The organism is Botrimarina colliarenosi (genome assembly GCF_007859955.1).
GTDB lineage: Bacteria > Planctomycetota > Planctomycetia > Pirellulales > Lacipirellulaceae > Botrimarina > Botrimarina colliarenosi.
This window is the reverse complement of record NZ_SJPR01000006.1, coordinates 61952-78061: the sequence shown is the minus strand read 5'-3', so window position 1 is coordinate 78061 and position 16110 is coordinate 61952. Positions and strand designations below refer to the sequence as shown.

13 protein-coding genes are annotated in these 16110 nt (G+C 65.4%); 9 read left to right on the top strand and 4 right to left on the bottom strand.

The genetic code is table 11. From position 1 onward, the window contains the following. Window positions 1-142: 142 nt before the first annotated feature. From Pla108_RS17910 to Pla108_RS17900, 3 genes are all read right to left on the bottom strand, one after another. A complete protein-coding gene (locus Pla108_RS17910; RefSeq protein WP_146446350.1) occupies window positions 143-691 on the bottom strand; it encodes a DUF1572 family protein in 549 nt (182 codons plus the stop codon). Then, window positions 688-1743, bottom strand: coding sequence for a serine/threonine-protein kinase (locus Pla108_RS17905; protein WP_146446349.1), 1056 nt, complete (start codon window positions 1741-1743; stop codon window positions 688-690). Before Pla108_RS17905 ends, Pla108_RS17910 begins: the two co-directional genes overlap by 4 nt. Before the next feature lie 216 nt (window positions 1744-1959). Beyond that, window positions 1960-4149, bottom strand: a complete 2190-nt coding sequence (locus tag Pla108_RS17900) for a glutamine synthetase III family protein (RefSeq protein ID WP_146446348.1) — start codon at window positions 4147-4149, stop codon at window positions 1960-1962. A gap of 610 nt (window positions 4150-4759) precedes the next feature. On the opposite strand from Pla108_RS17900, the gene glnA reads away from it, so the two are divergent. From glnA to Pla108_RS17860, 8 genes are all read left to right on the top strand, one after another. Next, complete coding sequence (gene glnA / locus Pla108_RS17895) at window positions 4760-6172, top strand: type I glutamate--ammonia ligase (RefSeq protein WP_146446347.1); 1413 nt, start codon at window positions 4760-4762, stop codon at window positions 6170-6172. Window positions 6173-6473: 301 nt separating this feature from the next. After that, complete coding sequence (locus tag Pla108_RS17890; RefSeq protein WP_146446346.1) at window positions 6474-7598, top strand: DUF1559 family PulG-like putative transporter; 1125 nt, start codon at window positions 6474-6476, stop codon at window positions 7596-7598. Window positions 7599-7663: 65 nt separating this feature from the next. Next, the gene (locus Pla108_RS17885; protein WP_146446345.1) at window positions 7664-8491 is read left to right on the top strand and encodes a hypothetical protein; all 828 of its coding nucleotides are present in this window, start codon (window positions 7664-7666) and stop codon (window positions 8489-8491) included. 147 nt (window positions 8492-8638) lie between these two features. Beyond that, window positions 8639-9427: a hypothetical protein gene (locus Pla108_RS17880; RefSeq protein WP_146446344.1), complete on the top strand. Its 789-nt coding sequence runs from the start codon at window positions 8639-8641 to the stop codon at window positions 9425-9427. A 153-nt stretch (window positions 9428-9580) separates the two neighbouring features. Next, complete coding sequence (locus tag Pla108_RS17875) at window positions 9581-10048, top strand: YegJ family protein (RefSeq protein ID WP_146446343.1); 468 nt, start codon at window positions 9581-9583, stop codon at window positions 10046-10048. A 406-nt stretch (window positions 10049-10454) separates the two neighbouring features. Next, window positions 10455-11249 carry a hypothetical protein gene (locus Pla108_RS17870; RefSeq protein WP_146446342.1) on the top strand — a complete coding sequence of 265 codons (795 nt, stop codon included), beginning with the start codon at window positions 10455-10457 and terminating at the stop codon, window positions 11247-11249. 141 nt (window positions 11250-11390) lie between these two features. After that, window positions 11391-11621, top strand: coding sequence for a hypothetical protein (locus tag Pla108_RS17865; protein ID WP_146446341.1), 231 nt, complete (start codon window positions 11391-11393; stop codon window positions 11619-11621). A gap of 103 nt (window positions 11622-11724) precedes the next feature. Next, a complete protein-coding gene (locus tag Pla108_RS17860) occupies window positions 11725-13332 on the top strand; it encodes a Ppx/GppA phosphatase family protein (protein ID WP_146446340.1) in 1608 nt (535 codons plus the stop codon). 834 nt (window positions 13333-14166) lie between these two features. Here Pla108_RS17860 and Pla108_RS21730 read toward each other — a convergent pair. Further along, window positions 14167-14526 (bottom strand): cold-shock protein, encoded by a 360-nt coding sequence (locus Pla108_RS21730; RefSeq protein ID WP_146446339.1) that lies wholly within the window; start codon window positions 14524-14526, stop codon window positions 14167-14169. A gap of 155 nt (window positions 14527-14681) precedes the next feature. Here Pla108_RS21730 and Pla108_RS17850 point away from each other — a divergent pair, with 155 nt between their 5' ends. Beyond that, entirely contained in the window at window positions 14682-15995 is a 1314-nt protein-coding gene (locus tag Pla108_RS17850; protein WP_146446338.1) for a DUF1570 domain-containing protein, read from the top strand. Window positions 15996-16110 lie beyond the last annotated feature (115 nt).

The following is a 16110-nucleotide window of genomic DNA, read 5'->3' as shown; positions in this document are numbered from 1 at the left end:
AGGGCGGGGCGGCTCCAAGCCGCGACGCGGCGGGGTTGCTGGGAGGGGGACCCGGCATTTTAGAACGGTTGTACAGATCGGAGAAGCGACCGATCCGTGAGAACCGCGATTCGGCCGAAGTAATCGCGGCGCTAGAGGCGACTCAGCCCCGACCCCACCGCTCTTGATTGAACGATTCCGACTCACCGCGGGGGATCGTCAGGGTGACCCAGTCGTCGCCGGCGACGACGCGGGCGGTCTGGACAATTTGCCCAATATGATACGAGCAGTGGGAAATCGACCGGAGGATCGCCTCCGGTACGCTGAGTTGGCAGCCGCGGATCTCGACCGTTCGCAGCGTGCTTGCGGGCGTCAGAGAGCCCAACTCCTCGAACAACACCCGCCAGCCGTCTTCCCAGTCGGCGAGCATCGCGTCGCGGCTGGGGTAGTCGTCGACAAACTCGCGGTCACGGCCGCGGTCGGGCTTTTCGCCGTCGGTGGTCAGAAAGCCGCTCCACCGCGACCGGAGGTTACCGGCCACGTGCTTCATCACGACCGCGACAGAATTGACCTCGGGGGCGAGGGTCTGGCGGAGCTGGGCTTCGGAGAGCTGCGTGATCGCCGCGTCGGCGTGCTCCTTATTGCGTCGCCAGACGCGAGTGACTTCATCGAGCCAAAGTAGGCCGAGCTTCTCGTTCGTCGGGTCGTTCACGGCTTGGCCGATTGCTCCTGTGGGGGAGTTTCGATTGGCGAGTCGGACGAGCCCCCCGCCGCGGCATAGGCCAGCCCCACGACGAGCGCTGCTAGCACGACCCAGATCACCCACGTACGCTGTTTCTCGTCGCCGCCTCTCGGCAGGGCGTGCGGCCCGTCGAGGCGGGTCAGCTTTTTGGCCTCCTCTTCGCCAAACTCGTCGAGCAGGTGCTGCAGCAAGACGCCCTCGACGGCACGGGCGTTGAACGGCCGCTCGTACGCTTTTTTCGATAGCAGCTTGCGGATCAACTCGTCGAGCCACTCGGGACACGTGACCGGCACACCCGCCTCGGTCTGGGCGGCCCGGACACTCGCCGGCGGCGCGTGCAGGTGCTGGTCCCACACCTGGGCGAACGACGCCCCTTGATACGGGGTCTTGGCCGTGAGCATCTCGAACAGCACGCACCCCAGCGAGTAGAGGTCCGCCTTGCCGTCGATCCGGGCGTCGGCCGTGATCTGCTCGGGCGACATGTAGCTGAACGTGCCGACCGTCATCCCGTGCTGCGTGATGTCGGCCTGGGCCGTGAGGTCCCGCGCAATGCCGAAGTCGCCCAGCACGAGGTTCCCGTCGCGGTCGTAAAAGAGGTTGCTCGGCTTGAGGTCGCGATGGACGATCCCGTGGTTGTGGGCGTGCTGCAGAGCGGACGCGATCTGCACGCCGTAGGCCGCCACTTGGGGCCACGGCAGCGGCCCGCGTCGGAGGCGGTCCTTCAGCGAGCCGCAATCGAGCAGCTGCATCGCGTAGAAGAGCTGGCCATCGATCCGTCCGCCGCCGTAGTTGCGGACGATGTGCGGGTGATTGAGCCGCTCCATGACGACGATCTCGCGCTCGAAGCGCTCGACGATCGCCGCGTCGCCCGACACGTTGGGGCTGAGCAACTTGACGGCGACGGGCTCCGGCAGGTCGGGGCTGGTCGCCCGATAAACAACGCCGACGGTGCCCGAGCCGATCTGGTCACCCAGCTCGAAGGTCGCCTTGGTCGGCAAGAATCCCTGCTTTCGCTCGCTCATCCGGGCGGACCGGGGGACTAGGGGTCGTAATCACCAACCAGCAGTGTGACGCCCGTCGCCTCACGGGGCAACTTGGGTCGGGCAGACCGCGGCAGCGTCCCCACGCATTCGAGCAAAAGACCCAAAAAAGAAACCGCGGCGGCCCCCGAGAAGGCCGCCGCGGCTCTCAAATAGGTTGTGAGGGGCCACGGCCCCGTCACACGCTCAAGAACGGCGTCACTTGATGAACAGCATTTCTTGATACGTCGGCAGCGGCCAGATGTCGTCGGCGACGATCGCCTCGAGCTTGTCGGCGTACTCCCGGACCTTGAGCATCGCCGGCAGCACGTCGTTGACGCACTCGGTCATGTCCTCGCAGTCGTGCTCCGAGGCCTTGGCGAGCACGTCGATCGCGTCCTGCAGGTTCTTGACCAGACCCGTCACCTTGTCGAGCGTGACCGTGTCGAAGTCGTAGCCGACCGCCTTCAGGTTGGCGCACGTGGTCGCCAGCTCCCTCTGGTAACGGATGGCCGCCGGGAAGATCATCGTCCGGGCGATCTTCTTGGTGAGGTTCGCCTCGACGCGGACCGTCATGCAGTACTGCTCGACGTACGTCTCGTAGCGGCTCTCCAGCTCACGCTCGCTGAGGACGCCATACTTGGAGAACATCTCCTTGACGGCCGGCTCGAGCAGCTGCGGCAGCGCGTCGGGGGTCGACTTGAGGTTCAACAAGCCGCGCTTCTCGGCTTCGACGTGCCAATCTTCCGAGTAGCCGTCGCCGTTGAAGATGATCGCGCCACAATCGTTCATAATCTCCGTTAGGAGCGACTGAACGGCGCCGTGCAGCTTCGACTGGTCATCGCCTACCGCCTCTTCGAGCTTCGTCGCGCAGTAATCGAGCGCCTCGGCGACGATCGTGTTCATCGCCACCAGCGGGCCGGCGATCGAGAAGTTCGACCCGACGGCCCGGAACTCGAACCGGTTGCCCGTAAACGCGAACGGGCTGGTGCGGTTGCGGTCGCCGGCGTCCTTGTCGAGCGGCGGCAGTGTGTCGACGCCCACCTCGAGCTTCCCCTTGGGGATCGACGACTTGGCGCCGCCGATCTTGATCTGCTCGAAGACGTCGGCCAGCTGGCTGCCGAGGAAGATCGAGATGATCGCCGGGGGAGCCTCGTTGGCGCCGAGTCGGTGGTCGTTGCCGGCCGACGCGACGACCGCCCGCAACAAGCCCTGGTGCTTGTAGACGGCCTTGATGACCGCGGCGCAGAACACCAAGAACTGGGCGTTCTCGTGCGGCGTGTCGCCCGGGTCGAGCAGGTTGCCGTGCTCGCTGGAGCCGAGCGACCAGTTGACGTGCTTGCCCGATCCGTTGAGGCCGGCGAACGGCTTCTCGTGGGTCAGGCACTCGAGGCCGTACTTCTTAGCGACCTTCTTCAGCACCATCATGATGAGCTGCTGATGGTCGGTGGCGACGTTCGCCGTCTCGAACATCGGGGCGAGCTCGAACTGACCCGGAGCCACCTCGTTGTGCCGCGTCTTGATCGGCACGCCGAGGCGGAACAGCTCGCGCTCGGAGTCCATCATGAACGACAGCACGCGGTCGGGGATCGCCCCGAAGTAGTGGTCGTCGAACTCCTGGCCCTTCGGCGCCGCGGCGCCGAACAGCGTGCGGCCCGACGTCAGCAGGTCGGGGCGGCCGTAGAAGAAGCTCTTGTCGATCAGGAAGTACTCCTGCTCGGGACCGGCGGTCGAGGCGACGAACGCCTTGGCGTCGTGGCCGAACAGCTTCGTGATCCGGTGCGCCTGCTCGTCGAGGGCCCGCATGCTCCGCAGCACGGGGGTCTTCTTATCGAGCGCTTCGCCGGTCCACGAGACGAACGCCGTGGGGATGCAGAGCGTCGTCCCGTTGGGGTTCTCGAGGATGTAGGCCGGGCTGGTGACGTCCCAGATCGTGTAGCCACGGGCCTCGTGCGTCTGGCGGATGCCGCCGGTCGGGAAGCTCGAGCCGTCGGGCTCGCCCTGGCAAAGCTCCTTGCCGCTGAACGCGGCGATGGTGCCGCCTTCGCCGTTCGGCGCCATGAAGCTGTCGTGCTTCTCGGCGGTGCCGCCCGTCAGCGGGTAGAAAACGTGCGTGTAGTGCGTGGCGCCCTTCTCAACCGCCCAGTCCTTCATCGCCGAGGCGACGTTGTCGGCGACCGTCGAATCGAGCTTCTCGCCCGCGTCGATGGTCTGCATCAGGGACTTGTAGATCGGCTTGGGGAGCCGCTTCTTCATCACCGACTTGCTGAAGACGTTCTCGCCGAAGACGCTCTCGGGCGTCTTCTCGATGAACTCCAGCGCGCCGGGAGATTGATAGCGGAGGGCGCTCGCGATAGCCGCCTGGCGGATCGAAGACGAACCGTTGTTGCTCGAGGTTTCTGTGCTCACGTAGCTTCAAGGCCTTGTACGAGGGGTCTGGCGCCCGATTTGGCGACCTACGGTCTCCCCAGCAGCGAGGAGGGTTCGAGACGGCTGGCTCAGCGCTAGACCGGCAGAAGGGAGGGACGATGAGGCGACGCAATCCAATCCCCAGAAGGACGGGCCGGCGCCACCGCGTGGCGTCGCCCGAGGACCAAACCAACGGGCCTCACACACTAGGCTCGCGCAGAATAGCAAATTCGATACCGTCAGTGCAGGCGCCCTTTTATCCTGGCGTTCGGCGGCCTTGAGAACCGTCCCGCTGCCTAGTCAGCGCGCTCGGCAAGCGCAGAATGACGGCATCGCCGCTGGAGCGACCGGGCGGGACGAACGGTGGGGGAATCGGCGGCGGGTGGGGAATCGGCGGCCGCGACTCTTCCCTGCCGATCGCCTGACGGGGTATCGTCTGAGCAGCGATTGCTGGTTTGGCCCCGAATCAATGCCGGGCAGCCTCTCGCCGCATCGCGTCTTGTCGGTCGCTCCCGTTGGGACGTTGCGGCTCCGCACGAAGCCGTCGCCCCGACGGAAGCAAATTGCATTCCCACCGCGTCTCTCCCCCCGTCCCTAGGGCTGTGTGTCGATGACTCCTCAAGAAGTGCTGGCGATGATCCGTGAGAAGGACATCAAGGCCGTCGATCTTCGCTTCATGGACTTCCCCGGGGTCTGGCAGCATTTCACCATCCCGGCCGGCAAGCTCGACGAGGCGACTTTCGAGGACGGCCTCGGGTTCGACGGGTCCAGCATCCGCGGCTGGCAGACCATCAACGAGAGCGACATGCTCCTGATGCCGGTCCCCGACACGACCTTTGTCGATCCATTCACCAAGCTCCCGACGATCTGCCTGATCTGCAACATCCAGGACCCGATCACCCGTGAGGACTACACCCGCGACCCGCGGAATGTCGCCCGCAAGACCGTCAACTACCTGAAGTCGACCGGCATCGCGGACACGGTCTACATCGGCCCCGAGGCGGAGTTTTTCGTCTTTGACGACGTGCGGTTCGATCAGACGCCGTCGCAAGGCTTCTACTCGATCGACAGCTCCGAAGCGGAGTGGAACCGCGGCGCCGACGAACGGCCCAACCTGGGCCACAAGCTGCGGCACAAGGAGGGCTACTTCCCCTGCCCGCCGGCGGACCAGTTGATGGACCTCCGCAACGAGATGATGCAGCTGATGATCGACAGCGGCATCGATATCGAGGCGCAGCACCACGAGGTCGCCACCGCCGGCCAGTGCGAGATCGATATGAAATTCGACGAGCTGGTGCGGATGGGCGACAACGTCTGCCTCTACAAGTACATCATCAAGAACGTCGCCTTCCAACACGGCAAGACCGCCACGTTCATGCCCAAGCCGCTCTTCGGCGACAACGGCTCGGGGATGCACACGCACATCTCCTTCTGGAAAGGGGACCAGCCCCTCTTCGCCGGCAGCGGCTACGCGGGCCTATCGGACGAGGCGATCTTCGCTATCGGCGGCATCCTCAAGCACGCCCCCGCGATCCTCGCCTTCAGCAACCCGACGACTAACAGCTACAAGCGTCTGGTCCCCGGCTACGAGGCGCCCGTCAACCTCGCCTACAGCCAGCGCAACCGCTCGGCCGCGTGCCGCATCCCGATGTACAGCCCGAGCCCCAAGGCGAAGCGGATCGAGTTCCGCTGCCCCGACCCTAGCTCGAACCCCTACCTGACGTTCGCCGCGATCACGATGGCCGCCATCGATGGCATCCAGAACAAGATCCACCCGGGCGAACCGCTCGACAAGAACATCTACGACCTTGAGCCCGAGGAGCTGGCCGTCGTGCCGAAGGCGCCCGGCTCGCTCGCCGAGGCGCTCGACGCCCTGGAGAAGGACAACGAGTTCCTCCTCCGCGGCGACGTCTTCACCGAAGACGTGATCAGCACCTGGATCAACTACAAGCGCAAGAACGAGGTGGAGGCGATCAACCTCCGGCCCCACCCGTACGAGTTCTGCTTGTACTACGACATCTAGGACGCGATCGGCTGCGACCCCTGAGCGGCACGGCGCTAGCCGCCGGTAAGGTGAGGGGTATGTCACCCGAGGGTTCACCGGTGGCTAGCGCCATGCCGCTCACAAGCATTCGAGACGCCTTCACCACCCGCGAGCGGCTTCGCGACACGATTGATCGTGCGCTGAAGCAAGCTCTGCCTGGGAAGGCGCTGACGTTGGAACTTATTTAGACAATTGCCGGCACGCGCGGTATCAAGTGCGAGGAGACCTGCTCTGCTGCAAGCGTCTCTGATTTCAAACCGTCACCTGCCGAGGTGCGTCGATGACGTTAGCTGGCAAGTCTTCCGGGGGCTGTCACCGACATTCGTGGCGATGGGCTTCGACACATCGCACGCGCGGATTCACGCTTGTCGAACTGCTGGTGGTCATTGGCATCATCGGTGTGCTAGTTCAATTGCTGCTGCCCGCCGTGCAATCGGCTCGCGAGGCGGCGCGGCGTACGACGTGTAAGAATCAGTTGCGACAGTTCGGCCTCGCTGCGCAGATGCACCTCGACACGCACGGGTACTTCCCCTCGGGCGGTTGGTCGGGCGACTTCGTCGCCGACGCCGACCGTGGCTATGGCGCCGAGCAACCGGGCGGATGGCCGTTCAGTCTGCTGGAGTACCTCGAGCTGGGGGCGCTCCGCGACGCGGCCGCCGGCGAGGACGTGACGGCCGAGCCGCTCGAGCCCGGCTATCTGACGCTGCTGCAATCGTCCCCCGAAGTCTTCTACTGCCCGAGCCGCCGGCCGGCGGCGGTCTATCCTTTCAAGACGTCGGGCAACGGCCCGTGGACACCGACAACCGGTCGCGGCGTCGTGCCCTACAAGCGTCTAACAAAGGTCGACTACGCCGCCAACAGCGGCGACGCGCTCTACAGCGCGGCCGAGCACTTCATCGGCGAACCGAACATGTGGGTCCCGTCGAGCTACGAAGCGCTCGAGACCGAAACGCCGCGTTGGACCCCGACCAATGATCCCGACTCGGTCTACTACCAGACCGGCGTCAGCTACTACCGCAGCGAGGTCCGCCCCGCCCAGATCACCGATGGGCTGAGTAAGACCTATCTCATCGGCGAAAAGTTCTTGTCGCCGGGCCTCTATGAGGATGTCAACGTCACCAACGGGCCGTCAATGATGGGTGACAACCAGACCGCATGGGCCGGCTACGAGTGGGACAACCACCGCGTGGCGTGGAACCCCGCCGCCTCATTCTCGCAAGGCGAGTACCAGCCGCAGGCTGATACCGACGAGGCTTTCGCGGCTAACATCTTCGCCTTCGGCAGCGCGCACCCGGCGGCGCTGCAAATGGCGATGTGCGACGGCTCGGTCACCGAGGTGGCGTACGACATCACGCCCGAAACGCACCGCGCCCGGGCCCACCGCATGGACGGCGGCGCGTTCTAAACCGGGTCCCCCGCCCCGCTCGCTCTCTAAGAACGCCCGATCGATTTCAAAGAACCCGAGTCGTTATGAACCGCAGGCAAGCGATCGGATTCGCGCTGGTGGCGCTGGTGGTCGTGGCGAACGTCGCCCTCTGGTACGCGCGGCAGGAACCGGTTCGGCGCCCCCCCAACGCCCGGGCGACGATCCATAAGCAGCTCACGTCCCATTGGAGGGACTTGCCCGCCAGGCCGATCGGCGAGGCGAAGGCCGCGATTGGCGAGGCGTTGGACTTTGCCGCCGGCTCGGGACCCGGCCGCGATGCTGCCGAGGTCCGACGGGTCACCTCGTTCCAGTCGCTTCCGGACGACTCCCGCGCCGACCTGCTCGACGCCCTCACCGGCGCCGTCGCCGCGATCGCCGCGGGCCAACCCGAGGCGCTGCGTTCGTACATGCAAGCCCGCGGCATGGCGGTCGACGCGAAAGCGGTCGGATCGGCGGGGGGCGCCGGCCGCGAGGGGTTCGCTTCGCTCTTCGCCGCCGAACAGGTCGACCCGCATTGGGCCGCCGTCGTTCCCGAGGCGACGTCGGTCCGGGTTTGGCAGCCGCGGTCGCTCCGGAACGTCTCGATGGTCCAGCTCGGCGAGAACGAGTCGTGGGTCTGGGACAACGAGACGGTCATACGATCGCCGTTCGTGTCGCGGCCGACGTTCGTCGAAGTGAGCCGTCGCGACCCGGCGATGCTGGCCGACGCGCGGGTGCTGATCGAGCACGACGACGCCCTCAAGAACGAACGCAGCCCGTACTTCTTCCGGTTCTGGCGCTGCGAGACGCCGCCGCAGTGGCGGCCGCTGGCGTTGAAGCTGGTGCGGACCACCGGCGAGAAATCGGAGGCGGCGCCGGTGATCCTCTTCTAACGCTCCCTCGGTGTGTGTCAGTTGATGACACCCCCGATCCGCCGTCGGTTTGAGTCACGCCCTCCGACCGATTACTCTGCGACACGCCAGCCGGCAGTGGGTCGCCAGCGCGCTAGGAATAGCTCTCCCCAACCCGGGTGTATCCCAATGCGACATCCATCACTTGCCCTTCTCTGTGTCTCGGCGCTGAACGCTACGCTTGCTGCGGAACCAATCACTTTCTCTTACACCGCCGTGAGGATTGGCTCGGGGGGATCGATCCCTGGAGAAGCTGTCTACCACGGCGAATACACGTTCGAGTCGATCGCACTCGAAGCGCCCGGGACCCTTCGCGGCCTTTACAATGGAGCGGTCACCGACTGGACCCTCCGCGACGAGTTCGGCGCCTTGATCGCCCGCACGGCGGACGCCGACATCCGCGTCGGCGATAACGTGAACCCCCAGGGGTCGGACATCTACAACGTCTCAAGCTTCGGTTCAACGCACGACCCGGCCTTGGTCTATCACGCCCTTGGTAAAGACTGGTCGCTGTTCCGCATGGATATTCGGCTGGAAGACGCCACCGGGACGGCCTTTGACAGCTTCGATCTGCCGCTGCTGGCGCCGAGCCTCGGAGTCTTCACTCAACGCGCCATCCTCAACCTCGGATTCTCCCGCCCCGTCGATGGGGGAACTTTCGTGACCTTCGCCCTGACGTCGCTGGTGCGGGTGACTCCGGTCCCCGAGCCGTCGACCACGACGACTTTCTTAGCTCTGGCGGCCATCTCCTCGACGGGCTATCGCCGGAAACGCCTCTCGGGTTCTTATTCCGGGAGTCGGCCGCAGCCAGGTAGACCAGCACCCCTTGGTAGATATGGCGGCGCGTCCCGACTCGCCATGAGTTGGGAAGCGACTCCGCTGCCGGTGGGTCTCGACGCACCCTCGTTGGTTCGATGACGGCGGGTGGCCGTGGCTGTCGCTTCACCGCTATGGGCGGTTGGAGAATACCGCCCCGGCTGGGGATCAGCAGCCGAAGTCATGGCGACGAGTTCGACCGTTACGAGTAACGTCTGGCTGTTCGACTGGAATCCCTCTACCCGACGTACTTGAATGAAACCAACTGCTTTGCTTTCGTGCCTCGCCATTGCATTTTCAGTCACTGGCTGCAAGTCAAACCCGGAGACTCTCGTCGTAGGCGGGTACGACGAGGCCGAAATGGCCTCCGCGACGGACCGAGCTATCTCAGAGGTTGATGCGTTCATCTCCGACCTCATATCTGAGCGGTCTGAGCATTACGCCGTCAAAGCTCCGATCGAGGACGGTGGTGTAACCGAACACTTTTGGCTCACCGGAGTCAGTTTTTCCAATAACAGATTTACCGGAACCATTGATAACGAACCCGGTATCGTTTCCAACGTGACGATGGGCCAACAATACTCGCTCGGCAAGACCGAAATATCGGACTGGATGTTTATACGCGACGGAAAAATGCATGGAAATTATACGATGCGACCACTACTTGCGACCATGCCGGAAGCTGAAGCCAACATGTACCGGCAAATGTTTGCGACTCCATGACGACGGATACCCCGCCCGCACCGGAGTTACTAGACGGTAGGTGGGATGGGTACTCACACCCATCTACGGGGTTACGATCGCTCGCGATGAGTAACCATCGTCACAATCCCGTCCCTGGCGGGACGTGATTCTTGTCGCTGGACGCCTGGCTCCCGCACCAGCAAGCGGCGTGCGACCCACCAAGCATTCTCCATCGGACCATCGTCCAGGATGGCGCCCGGCACGAGCGATCCTGGGGGCTCTGCGCAGGCTGGGGTGCCGCGGTGGCCGCCGTCGAGAGGCCGCACTGATTTTTTGAATCATTTTCTTGTCACACCGTGCGCGCCGTTGACGCTTGTCGTTGTAGAGGGAGAGGACGTCGCATCGGCGGCGCCGCTCCGTCAGCCGCCCTTCGGAGGAATCCACCATGCGCGCCTTGCTCGCCGTCGTCGCCGCTTTCGTGGTCGGCTCACTCGTCGCCCTCGCGGCCAAGCCCGCTAACGCCCAGGGTTCGACCTGGTCGATGAGCTCCGAGAAGTACTCGGCCGTGACCCCGTCCGCGCCCTACCAGCCCCCCGCTTACTCGCCGACGCCGCACAGCGCCATCGAGCACCACGCCTCGACCGCCGCCGAGGGCTGGGCCCGCGGCAAGGCGGCGATCATGAAGGCGTACGCCGACGGGACCCTGACGCTCGCCCAGGCCCGCATCCTGCAGGCCGAGGCGCATGCCCGTGAGATGCAGAACGAAGTCATCAAGACCGAGACTTTCCTGGCCCGCCGGAACGCCCTCAAGGAAGACTTCCGTCAGCGGACCGCACGGGACTGGGAGTGGCGTGAGCAAGCCGCCGAGCGCCGCACCGAGCGGGAGCAGAGCGTGCTGCTGCAGACCTACCACGTCCCCAGCACGCAGCTCAACCGCCTGACCGGCGAGATCCGTTGGCCGCTGGCCCTGCAGGCGCCCTGCCTCGGTCCGCAGCGGGGCGACGTTCAAACGACGATGACGCGGCTCGCCTCGCACGGTTCGGCCTACTCGGCGATGCACGGCGACTCGGTCGCGCACGCCGTCGAAGAGTTACGCGATGCGTTTCGTAGCCAATGGCAGACGCTCGGCGTCTCGCCGTCCGAGTACTTCGAGACCCAGAGCTTCCTGGTCGGTCTCAAGCTCCACGCGCAGCACTGGGACAACGAGGCCGGCGACTTGGCGATGGTTGCCAGCCGGTGAAACGCACCTGGTGACAAGCACCACGCAGCGGTCGGCAGCCCGTCGAGGGACGCCGGCCGCTGTTTGCTTTTTTCTAGCGAACCGCAGCGCTACGTCGGCGGTCCGGTCAGGCGTCCCCTCGCCTCACCGGAGACCCACGCCATGGATGTCCATCACTGGCGAGCCAACTTACCGCGGCCTCCTGAGGGCGACTCGTCGTACGCCGTCAACCACTGGGCCCGGATCGAGTCGCACAGCCCCACGGCCGAAGCCGACCTGCGCCGCTCCGCGACGCCAGCGAGTCGCGACGCGCCCAAGCGTCGTCTACTGTCGGCGACGATCGGCTTGACGCGCGCCGCTGTCTGGTGCCGCTATCTCTGGATGGACAACTGATCGGGGAGAGGTCGCTGGCGCGTGGCCGCGGCTTTACTTCCACTCGTCGGCAATCGATGATCGGTGAAACGCAACCGTTCAATCGAACTAGGCGAGCGACCAAGTGAGCCAGCCCGAGACGCCGCCCGCAGCGAGCGACACGCCGACCAACTCCGTCGGAGCGCCCGTCAGCAACGACCGTCTCGCCGCGGTCGATATCGGTTCCAACAGCGTTCGGATCGTCGTCGCCCGCGCGGTCGACACCGGTTATCAGGTGCTCGACGAAGAGCGCGAGAACACCCGCCTCGCCGCTTCGTTGGCGACGACCGGCGAGCTCTGCCCCGACACGATGGCCGCCACGATCGCGGCGCTCCGCAACTTTGTGACGATGGCGCAAGGCTACGGCGTCGCGTCGATCCGCGCGATCGCCACGAGCGCTGTCCGCGACGCCACCAACGGCCGGGCTTTCTGCGACCGCATCCAGCAAGAGGTTGGCCTCAAGGTCGAAGTGATCTCGCCCCGTGAAGAAGGACGGCTGTCGTTCTTGAGTGTCGCTCGGGCGTTCGACGTTTCGGATAAGCCGGTCGCCGTCGCCGACATCGGCGGCGGGAGCACCGAGATCGTCCTCGCCGCGGCGGGCGTCGTCGAGGAGGTCTACGCGACCCGGCTCGGCGCCGTCCGGGTCGCCGAGGCGTGTGGGATCACCGGCGTCTGCTCCGGTGATCTGCTCAACCGGGCGAAGCGGCACATCGACGAGGTGCTCCGCCGACACGCCCGCAAGCCGCCCCTCACGCCCGCCATGCTGTACGGCGCCGGCGGCACGTTCACCGCGCTCGCCTGGATGATGCTGGCGCGCGAAGGCGTGACCGAGGACGCCACCGCCCGCGGCTACCGCGTCAACCGCGCGGACCTCAACCACTTGGTGGCCGACCTGGCCCGGATGACGCTTGAAGAACGGTCGAAGGTGTCGGGACTCAACCCTCGGCGGGCCGACATCATCATGGCGGGGCTGCTCGTCATCGACCGCATCCTCAAGCACTTCCGCATCAACGAGGTGCAGGTCCACACCGGCGGCGTTCGAGACGGCCTCTTGCTGACCATGGTCGAAGAGTCGCTCGTCGGCACGCACCCGCTCACCGCCACCGAGCGGCGCGACGCGGTCGAACGGTTCGCCGAGCGCTGCGGCGCCGACCTGCCCCACGCCCGCCACGTGGCACGGCTTTCGAGCCGATTGCTTGAAGAACTGTCCGAGCACCTGGAGCCGTCGCTCAGCCTCCGCCCTTCCGACAAGACGCTCGTCGAAACGGCCGCCCTGCTGGCGAACGTTGGGTACCTGGTCAATTTCGACGGGCACCACAAGCACAGTTACCACCTCATCATCAACAGCGACCTGCCGGGCTTCGAGCGGGACGACCTCCGCGTTGTTGCGAATGTCGCCCGTTACCACCGCGGCGCGCGGCCGAAGCAGAAGCACAAGCCATTCGCCGCGCTCGGCGTCGAGGACCAGGACCGCGTCGCGAAGATGGCGGCCATCCTCCGGGTCGCGTTGGCGCTGGACCGCACGCACCAACAGCAGGTGAGCGACCTGTCGGTCGAAGTGACGAAGTCAACGGTCCAGATCGCGGTAAGCTCGACCGGCGACGCCGAGGTCGACCTCTGGGCGGCGCGTCGCAAGGTGGACCTCTTCGAGCGGGTCTTTGGACGCCAAGTCGAGTTCACCGTAGCGACCTAAGCAGACTCGCGCAGAGACGCAGAGAGTTTGTGGGCGAGCCGGCGACGTCAGTCGTCGGAGGACTCACGTAAAGGTGCAAAGGTTCTACTGCTCGACTCGGACGATTGGCGCCGCTTCTCGTGACGTGACCGCTCGAAAGCAGAGAAAACGACCCTTTAAGACCGAGGGCGCTTTAATCGGCGACGACCCGATCTGGTCCTCGGGCGTTTGGCGATGGATGCCCGCCCAGACGTAGAGCATTTTGTCGTTCAGCTCGTACGGGCGTGACTGCGATCGCGGGCCTGCATAGCGATCGACGGTTAAAGCGACATCGTCGGCGCCGGCTAAGGCCGAAAGTGATTTGACGTCTTTCGTGAACGCTGGCCGGACTCTCGATTGGTGCTTTAACTCGATAACGGCGACGATTCGTCGTGAGTTGCCAATCACCAGGTCGGGGTAAAGACGCGTCCTCCCGCCGTCAGGCGAAAGCTTTGGCTCTACGAAGAGGCAATATTTTTTGGGCTGAGGGCTTCGTTCAGCTTGGCCCAGTACGCGGCTTGAAGACTCCGCTCGGAGTTCACCCGCCGTTGGGTGTAATCGTTTTCGACGAGGTCTTGCCAACACGCGATCAAGACTTTTCGCAATCGTGGTCGCACCAATTCAATGCCTTTGCGCCGTGTTGTGCCTGCGCGTTAGTCCTCCGACGACTGACGTCGCCGGCTCGCCGCAAATCCCTCTGCGTCTCCGCGTCTCTGCGCGAATCCTTGGAACTTGGAAGCGGCTAAAGAAACGCCCGACGCCGCTTGGGAGCGACGCCGGGCGGCGTTATTCAGATTGCTTCAACAACTCAGGCGATCAACCGACCGGCTTGACGTTCTCTGCCCGCAGGCCCTTCGGGCCTTGGCCCTCGGTGTACTCGACCTCTTGGCCTTCACGCAGGTTGTCGTAGCCGTTGTCGACGACGGACGAGCAGTGAAAGAAGATGTCTCCCCCCTGCCCCTCGATGAATCCAAAACCTTTTTCTGTCAGCTTCTTTACCGTACCAGTCAACGCTTCATCTCTCAGAGCACGCAAAAAACAGTCGCTTGCGGCGGCCGCACCGTGCTGCTTGCGGCGGCCCAACTCAGTAAAACCTCGTCGTCTCTCGGGGAGTTCCCTGGCCGATAGAATCAGGGCTTCCTGGCGGGCGACGACGAAGCGAAACACGGTTTTCATACCCGCCCACCTGGGGTGACGGGATGGTTGCAATTTACGGAAGCGCGCCCCCCTGGTCAAACTTTCTCGGCCATTTCTTGCGGCAATCCCAGGGGGGGTCGTTTTGCCTAATTTCCCGCGACGGCCGCCGGAACCCCCTGAGCTAGACTGGAGGCATGCGACGCTCCCCCCTGACGATGACCCTCTGCCTGCTGGTGGGCCCCGGCCTGCTGGCGGGTGTCGCTGGCCCAGCGTGCGCCGAGCCGTGGTTGGGCCAGACCGTCTGGGTCGCTCCGGACATCTACACCGGCGCCACGACGGCGGCCGGAGAGACCGACCAGGCCGAAGCCCTCTTCGCGGCGGCCCGGCAAGCCGCCGCCGAGGGCCGGCTCTCCGCGGCGTTTGAGCTGGCGTCCAAGACCCTCCACGCCAACCCCCAACACGAATCGGCCCGCACGGTGCTCGGCTACGAGCTCGTCGATGGCGAATGGGTCACCCCCTACCAGGCACGCCAGCAACGCCGCGGCTTCCGCTGGAGCCCCCGCTTCGGCTGGCTCGCGCCGGATGAGGCGCCCCGCTACGAAGCGGGCGAGCGCCGCCTCGGTCGTCGCTGGATGGGCGTGGACGAAGACGCCGCCGCCCACGCCGCAATCGACGACGGCTGGGTCGTCCGCACCGATCACTTCGCGGTGACGACCAACGACTCGCTCGAAACGGGCGCCCGCCTCGCCGCGGAACTCGAAGGACTCTTCCAGGTCTGGCGGCAGTGGTTCGCCGGCTATTGGCTCGAAGAGCGGGAAGTCCGGGCCCTCTTCGCCGGCGACCGCTCCGCCCGCCGACGGGCGCGGCCGATGCAGGTCTTTTATCACCGCGATAAGGCGGGTTACGTCGATCACCTGCGTCGCCGCCAGCCGCGGATCGGCGAGACCCTGGGCATCTACTTCGACGACGCCCGTGAAGCGCACTTCTTCGCCCCGCCCGCTGGCGCTTCGGCCGAAGTGACCGAGCTGGCGCAGGCGACGCTCAACCACGAAGCGGCCCATCAGCTGTTCGCCGAGAATGGGGGCGCCCGCCGTGGCGCCGGTCGCGACGCCAACTTTTGGCTCGTCGAAGGGGTCGCTTGTTACTTCGAGATGCTCGCCCGCGCCGAATCGCCGGCTCAGTACACGCTCGGCCACCCCGCCCAGGGACGGCTGCCTTCGGCGGTCGCCCGGGGGCCCGTGCTGCCGCTGGTTGAGTTGGCGGCGATGGGCCAATCCGACCTGCAGCGCCGCGACGACCTGGCCGCCCTCTACGCCGAGTCGGCCGGCTTGGTCGCCATGCTCCGGCACGGGAAGCACGCCAACGACGACCGCGAAGCCTTGGTCCGGACGCTGCGGGCCGTCTACGGGGGCCGCCCCGACGGCGGCGAGCTGGAGCGGCAGACGGGCCGGTCCGCCGACGAGCTCGACCGCCAGTACCGGCGGTTCCTGGCGAACTTGTCGCGGTGAGGCCGGGTCATTAACCTGTGACGCTCACCCGCTATCGCCCCCCGCACCGGAAGACGACAAAATGGCCCTGTTGGCTCACCTCACCTCGCTGGATGTCCCCTCCCTGGCCTTGGCG

Bases quoted from the DNA above. Each gene is read 5' to 3' on its own strand.
- Pla108_RS17905 (WP_146446349.1), bottom strand. From the start codon at position 1,743: ATGAGCGAGCGAAAGCAGGGATTCTTGCCGACCAAGGCGACCTTCGAG.
- Pla108_RS21730 (WP_146446339.1), bottom strand. From the start codon at position 14,526: ATGAAAACCGTGTTTCGCTTCGTCGTCGCCCGCCAGGAAGCCCTGATT.
- Pla108_RS17870 (WP_146446342.1), top strand. From the start codon at position 10,455: ATGCGCGCCTTGCTCGCCGTCGTCGCCGCTTTCGTGGTCGGCTCACTC.
- Pla108_RS17850 (WP_146446338.1), top strand. From the start codon at position 14,682: ATGCGACGCTCCCCCCTGACGATGACCCTCTGCCTGCTGGTGGGCCCC.
- Pla108_RS17890 (WP_146446346.1), top strand. From the start codon at position 6,474: ATGACGTTAGCTGGCAAGTCTTCCGGGGGCTGTCACCGACATTCGTGG.
- Pla108_RS17865 (WP_146446341.1), top strand. From the start codon at position 11,391: ATGGATGTCCATCACTGGCGAGCCAACTTACCGCGGCCTCCTGAGGGC.
- Pla108_RS17885 (WP_146446345.1), top strand. From the start codon at position 7,664: ATGAACCGCAGGCAAGCGATCGGATTCGCGCTGGTGGCGCTGGTGGTC.
- Pla108_RS17880 (WP_146446344.1), top strand. From the start codon at position 8,639: ATGCGACATCCATCACTTGCCCTTCTCTGTGTCTCGGCGCTGAACGCT.
- glnA (WP_146446347.1), top strand. From the start codon at position 4,760: ATGACTCCTCAAGAAGTGCTGGCGATGATCCGTGAGAAGGACATCAAG.
- Pla108_RS17875 (WP_146446343.1), top strand. From the start codon at position 9,581: ATGAAACCAACTGCTTTGCTTTCGTGCCTCGCCATTGCATTTTCAGTC.